This window comes from Gracilibacillus thailandensis (genome assembly GCF_010994055.1).
Lineage (GTDB): Bacteria > Bacillota > Bacilli > Bacillales > Amphibacillaceae > Gracilibacillus > Gracilibacillus lacisalsi.
The window spans coordinates 38,059-44,148 of the sequence record NZ_WJID01000058.1 but is presented as its reverse complement, the minus strand read 5'-3'; the positions used below and the strand labels follow the sequence as shown (position 1 = coordinate 44,148).

The 6,090-nt window shown below is 38.0% G+C and carries 6 protein-coding genes; 3 read left to right on the top strand and 3 right to left on the bottom strand.

Features of this window, described 5'->3' with window-relative positions; genetic code table 11:
- The coding region (locus tag GH715_RS16265; RefSeq protein ID WP_163578721.1) for a methyl-accepting chemotaxis protein at window positions 1–1,596 on the bottom strand (1,596 nt) is incomplete at its 3' end.
- A gap of 213 nt (window positions 1,597–1,809) precedes the next feature.
- Between GH715_RS16265 and pxpB the strand changes: the two genes are divergently transcribed.
- The 3 genes from pxpB to GH715_RS16250 are packed head-to-tail and all read left to right on the top strand — an operon-like array spanning window position 1,810 to window position 4,167.
- Complete coding sequence (gene pxpB / locus GH715_RS16260) at window positions 1,810–2,490, top strand: 5-oxoprolinase subunit PxpB (RefSeq protein ID WP_153835832.1); 681 nt, start codon at window positions 1,810–1,812, stop codon at window positions 2,488–2,490.
- Window positions 2,480–3,451: a 5-oxoprolinase subunit C family protein gene (locus tag GH715_RS16255; protein WP_153835833.1), complete on the top strand. Its 972-nt coding sequence runs from the start codon at window positions 2,480–2,482 to the stop codon at window positions 3,449–3,451. The genes pxpB and GH715_RS16255 overlap by 11 nt, the downstream gene beginning before the upstream one ends.
- Window positions 3,439–4,167, top strand: a complete 729-nt coding sequence (locus GH715_RS16250; RefSeq protein ID WP_163578720.1) for a 5-oxoprolinase subunit PxpA — start codon at window positions 3,439–3,441, stop codon at window positions 4,165–4,167. Before GH715_RS16255 ends, GH715_RS16250 begins: the two co-directional genes overlap by 13 nt.
- Before the next feature lie 271 nt (window positions 4,168–4,438).
- Here GH715_RS16250 and GH715_RS16245 read toward each other — a convergent pair whose 3' ends face one another.
- Window positions 4,439–5,041, bottom strand: a complete 603-nt coding sequence (locus GH715_RS16245) for a YesL family protein (protein WP_153835835.1) — start codon at window positions 5,039–5,041, stop codon at window positions 4,439–4,441.
- A gap of 10 nt (window positions 5,042–5,051) precedes the next feature.
- Window positions 5,052–6,086 carry a LacI family DNA-binding transcriptional regulator gene (locus GH715_RS16240; RefSeq protein ID WP_153835836.1) on the bottom strand — a complete coding sequence of 345 codons (1,035 nt, stop codon included), beginning with the start codon at window positions 6,084–6,086 and terminating at the stop codon, window positions 5,052–5,054.
- Window positions 6,087–6,090 lie beyond the last annotated feature (4 nt).

The following is a 6,090-nucleotide window of genomic DNA, read 5'->3' as shown; positions in this document are numbered from 1 at the left end:
AACACCGGCAGCTGATTCTTCCGAAATCGAGGCAATTTCCTCAACAGAACCATTAATTTCCTCACTGCTAGTTGCCATTTCTGACAAGTTAGATGTTACCTTCTGGATACTTACAACCATATCTGTTACCGCTTGGTTGATTTGCTCAAAGGTCTCACCTGTTTGCTTTATCTGCTCAGATCCAGCTTCTACTTCACTATATCCTTCTTCAAGTGATTGGGAAACATTCGTCGATTCAGCCTGAATGTTGGTAACAATCCCTGTGATATCAGTAACAGATTCAGCTACTTGTTCTGCTAATTTTCTCACCTCATCTGCTACTACGGCAAATCCTTTTCCGTGTTCACCTGCACGAGCAGATTCAATCGCTGCATTCAGTGCTAATAGATTTGTTTGTTCGGCTATATCTTTGATCACAGCGACCAGCTTCGATATTTCTTTTGTTTGCCCCTCTAATCCTTGTACCTTACCGACGGCATCTTTTACAATCGTGTGGGCTCGTTCCATTTGTGTTACTGAAGATTCCATCATATCCCGACCATCTTCTGTCATATCTAAAACATGAGAAGATTCTGATTCGATTTTGCTGCCATTGTCATTTGCTTCCTGTACCTTTTTGGAAAAGTCACTCATCTTAGCAGCAACATCTCCAGCATGAGTTGCTTGTGTTTCTGTTCCATCAGCTAATTCTCCCATTGTTGTCGCAATCTGCTCTGTTCCTGATTTAACTTCATTGGCCGAGGTGTTTAATTGTTCGCTTTGGCTACTTACCGTATTGGAAACGTCTGCGACTCGCTCAATGATATTACGTAAGCTGGAACTCATTGTATTCATTGCGTTTGCTAATTGTCCTATTTCATCCTTACTTTGATAGTTGAGATTTTCAACTAGTAAATTACCCTCAGCAATTTGATCACTAAAATCCACTACTTTATTTAAGTTTTTGGAGAGTTTACGATTCATCACAGTAATAAGAATAACACTGATAACTAGTGAAATAGCAATCGAACCAACTAATACAGCAATGGCGAACATTTGACTAGATTTTGCATTGTTTACGGCAAGCACACGTTGTTCATTTACAATTGTTTTCAACTTTTCTAATGCTTGTACTGCTTCTGCAGCTATTTGATTTGCCTCATTAGCAGTATTGATCGCAATTTCTTCCTCATCTTGTCGCATATATCCGATTACCTCATTAAATTTCCGATTCAATTGGTCATCCAAATCACTCATTTCTTGGAATAAAGCCACTTCAGCTTCTGTATTCATGCTTGGCTCCAACTGTTCCCGAAGTGCTTCAAATTGTTCGATTCGAGCATGGTATTCCTCATCAATTTTCGTAGATGCACTGTCGACATATTGAAAAATATTAATACTTTTAGCGCGAAGCAGAGATCCCATTTCGGTTACATTTACCGAACGATCCCCTCTTCTTTCCATCGCTTCAATTTCTGATTCGACATTTTGCAATAAGTACCATACGACACCAGTTGAGATTAAAAATAGTGCTAATACAATCGATAATATAATACCGTATTTTGTTCCAACCTTAACGTTTTTAAAATCGAATAATTTCCCCATAAAAGACTTCATCTGTATTCCCTCATTTCTCAGCTAGTCATTTTTTATATATGATTTAAAGTGAAATTGCATGAGTCTATCCTATCAAGAAAACGCATACATTACTATGTTTATTTATAGGTCTTTTAACCTCTCATTGATTCAAAATGCCTGAAAATCTAGATTAGTTTTCTTGTATGTTACAATATTATTAATAGACAATGAAAAGAAAGAAGGTTGTTGAAGATGCGTCTTCAATCTATTTCGGAAAATGCCATCATGATGACATTACAGTATACACCCGATTCATCTGCTTATTTGATTGCAGTGAAACAACAGCTGGAAAATCAATCATTCATTGTTGAAGCAGTAGTTGGTTACAGAACGCTTACCGTATACTTTGATCCTTTACGCATTACTCACCAAGAGATGAAAAAAGTGATTACTGCTGCTAGCGAACAGAAGCTAACAGACAAAATAAATGGTAGATTGCACCACATTCCCGTTTGTTATGACAAAACGTTTGGTATCGATATGGCACACGTCATGAAAAACAAAAAATTATCATGGCAGAAGGTTGTTGCATTACATAGCACCCCTACCTATAACGTCTCGTTTTTAGGGTTCTCACCGGGGTTCCCCTTTTTAACAGGAATGGATCAAACACTTGCTACACCGAGAAAAGACAAGCCCAGACTCGAGGTACCACAAGGATCTGTCGGAATTGCAGGCGGCCAAACAGGTATTTACCCGAGTACGTCTCCTGGTGGTTGGCAAATCATTGGGCGTACACCAGTAAATTTATTACCATTAGCTGATGACAGGCCGACATTATTAGCACCTGGGGATCAAATCAGATTTTATCCAATCACAAAAATGGAATTTGAACAGCTTCAGAATGAGGAGCGAATTATAAATGACCATTGAAATAATAGAAGAAGGATTACATACCACTATCCAGGACCAGGGACGACTTGGCTATCAATCCTACGGGTTCTCAGTCAGTGGTCCGATGGATGAGTTTGCTGCCAAAATGGCGAATATTCTCGTTAATAATGATACCGACGAAGCATTGATAGAGATGAGTTTCATTGGACCAACAATTAAATTCCATCAGCATGCGATTATTGCGATAACCGGCGGAAATATGTCTGCTAATTTAAATGACAGGCCGATACCGCTTGCCCAACCTATCCAAGTCAAAAAGGGCGATATCTTACAGTTTCGAACGGTGAAAACTGGTGGTTTTGGATATATGGCTATTAAAGGAGGCTTGGACATACCTGAAATCCTAGGAAGTCAAAGTACAGTTGTGAGAGCCGAGGTAGAAGGAGTTTTAAGAGGGAAATTAGCTGTGGGTGACATGATTTCCTTTTCTCACTCCTATAAGACCGAAAATCAGCTGCACTGGGGCATTACCCCTGCCCTTTTTAATTATATTGAACAACCTGCAAAGGTAATACGTTATCTCGAAGGTCCACAATATGATTGGTTTGAGTCCGACACATTTGAACAAACGAAATGGACTGCTTCCACACGATCCAACCGAATGGGATATCTCTTAGAAGGAAATCCGATTAAAAAAAGAAAAGATCAACAGCTTTTAACAGAAGCTACGTCATTTGGTTCCATTCAAGTACCCCCGAATGGCCAGCCAATCATTTTAATGGCAGACGGTCAACCGACAGGAGGTTATCCAAAAATCGGACAGGTTGCACGAGTTGATTTGAGTAAAGTAAGTCAATTAAGACCTGGCCAGCCTTTCAGATTTCAGAAGATAACGGTGGATGAAGCAATCATCCTTTTACAATGTCGTGATCGCTTAATTCGAACTATCCAGCGCTTTTGTCAGGAAAAATGGGGAGGGATAAAGCTGTGGCAGGAATAACACTGAATTGCGATTTAGGTGAAAGCTTTGGTATGTATCAAATCGGTAATGATGAAGCAATCATTCCATTAGTTGATGCAGTTAATATTGCATGTGGGTTTCATGCTGGTGACCCACATACGATGAATAAAACAGTACAGTTGGCTAAAAAGCATCAAGTTAATATTGGAGCACATCCTGGTTTTCAGGATTTACAAGGTTTTGGCAGAAGAAATATCGATATACTTCCAGAACAAGCCTATGACTTGGTTGTTTATCAGTTAGGTGCTTTGCAAGGATTTGTGACCATACATGATATGCAGTTAGTTCATGTGAAACCACATGGCGCTTTATACAATATGGCATGCAACAATCGTGAGCTTGCCATTGCTATCGCGCAAGCAGTACATGATGTCGATCCGAACTTAATATTAGTCGGTCTTGCAAATAGTGAGTTAATTAACGCTGGAGAAGAGCTTGGATTACAAGTAGCCAATGAAGTGTTTGCTGATAGAACCTATCAGCCAGATGGCAGTTTAACACCTAGAAGTGAAGCTGATTCCGTTATTCATGATATAGAACAAGCTATGAAACAAGTTTATGAAATCGTTACAACAGGAAAGGTCACTACAATTAATGGAGACCTTATCAATATCAAAGCAGATACTATTTGTGTGCATGGCGATTCAGGAGAAGCATTACATTTTGTCCAGAGAATTCGAGAAATCATTGGATAAGTAAGTGGATCTGGACACTTTTGGTGATTTTCTGGACACTTTTTACGATAATCTGGACAGTATTTCACGTTTTCTGGACACTTTTCGCTATTATCTGGACACTTTATAACATAATCTGGACACTAGTAAAAAAGAATATACGGAAACTATTGAAATGAATAGAATGGCAGAATGATCGAATGTTTTCTAGACTATTGCAATGGTAAACTAAACCGCATGAAAGCTGAATATCATGCGGTTTAAACATTGGTTAGCTAGTAACATTACACCTTCATACAACTTGCTGTTCAACTTTGATAGATAATTTATGAAAGATAAAATACATAGTAAATGCTAAAATACTCCCGAAGATTATCAGAAAAATCGGTGCAATCAAAGTGATTGTAATTACCCCAGTTATCGTTACCAACAGCAAAAGTGTATGAATAAAGTAACCTAATGAAAGAAATAAAGCATTCTTAAGCGTTTGTAATATGGAAAGTTCATAATGCACTAAAACAAAAAAAACATAAATAGTCATAAAAATAAATAGAATAATGGAAAATACCAATAAGGCAAATACTCCCGTCTTTCCAGTAAACTCTACTTGTTGCAGGATTGACCAATCAACAAATAAAATCAATCCTGCAACCGTCCATAAGACACCAATCATAAAGCTTTTTTTAAAATTTTCTCTAAATAGCGAAAAAAACAATCGAACCGATCCTGCATCTGTACCATCTGTGTGCCATTTACGGACAACTCCAAACAAAGCCGTAGTCGCAGGGAAAATAGTTACTATAGGTACAGAGCAAATAATCCAAAGCGCATTGAGCAATACAAAGTGAGCAAAAATATCAAGTATACGAAAGAAAATGTTTTCTGATTTATTCATGTCATCACCCTCATGTAGACATTGTTATATCCTTTTCGATTACACAGGAATCGCGGATAACTAGTTTTGGATCTACCAAAATGGAACCAGGTTCTGTGTTTCCATTGATTAAATCATGCAACATATACGCTGCTAACTTCCCCATCTTATCCTTATCTTGCTTTACAGTCGCAAGCGGAGGATCACTATAGCGACACGCTTCGATATCATCACAACCTACTAGCTTCATATCCTCAGGTACACGTATGCCCTCTTCTTTCAAAGCTTTTAATGCACCTAATGCCATCATGTCTGATGCCGTGTAAACTGCCTCTGGATATGGCTTATTAGCTAATATTTGTTTCATCGCCTGATAACCACTGTCTTCAAAGTAATTACCATATTGAATCCAATTTGATCTAACAGACATCCCAAAAAGGTTAATAAAGTGGATAAAAGCTTCCTTTCGAAGGTTAGAAATGATTGAATTTGATGGACCACCGATAAACGCAACCTTTTTAATGGAATTTAAATATAGATATTCTACTACTTTAGCAGAAACCTTTGCATTATCAGTAGATACATAGCTAGATCTTGGTCCCTTCAATTCAATATCAACTCCAACGCAAGGTACATTACTCTGGTCCAATTGGTTAACAGCTTCCTCTAATTGTTCACCTGCGATAATGACACAGCCATCCAGATGAAAATGTTTACATCTAGCCACGTAATCCTCTTTCATCTTATTAAACTTGTCATTAGAAAAAACTAGAATATCGTATCCTAGTTTTCCTATTGCATTTTTAAATGCATTAACCACTTCATTAAAAAAAGGGTGGCTAAACTCCACATGAACTTCCCCAGCATAAATCAAACCAATTAGATTGGATTTTTTGGTCGCCAATGACTTCGCTGAAAAACTAGGGTGATATCCTGTTTCTTCAATTATTTTCATTACTTTTTTTACCGTTTTTGGACTAATACTGCCGGTTTTGTTGATTACTTTTGATACGGTACCTGGTGACACACCTGCCATATTGGCTATCTCTCTGATTGTTAACTTCATGTGA

Bases quoted from the DNA above. Each gene is read 5' to 3' on its own strand.
- pxpB (WP_153835832.1), top strand. From the start codon at position 1,810: ATGCGTCTTCAATCTATTTCGGAAAATGCCATCATGATGACATTACAG.
- GH715_RS16255 (WP_153835833.1), top strand. From the start codon at position 2,480: ATGACCATTGAAATAATAGAAGAAGGATTACATACCACTATCCAGGAC.
- GH715_RS16245 (WP_153835835.1), bottom strand. From the start codon at position 5,041: ATGAATAAATCAGAAAACATTTTCTTTCGTATACTTGATATTTTTGCT.
- GH715_RS16240 (WP_153835836.1), bottom strand. From the start codon at position 6,086: ATGAAGTTAACAATCAGAGAGATAGCCAATATGGCAGGTGTGTCACCA.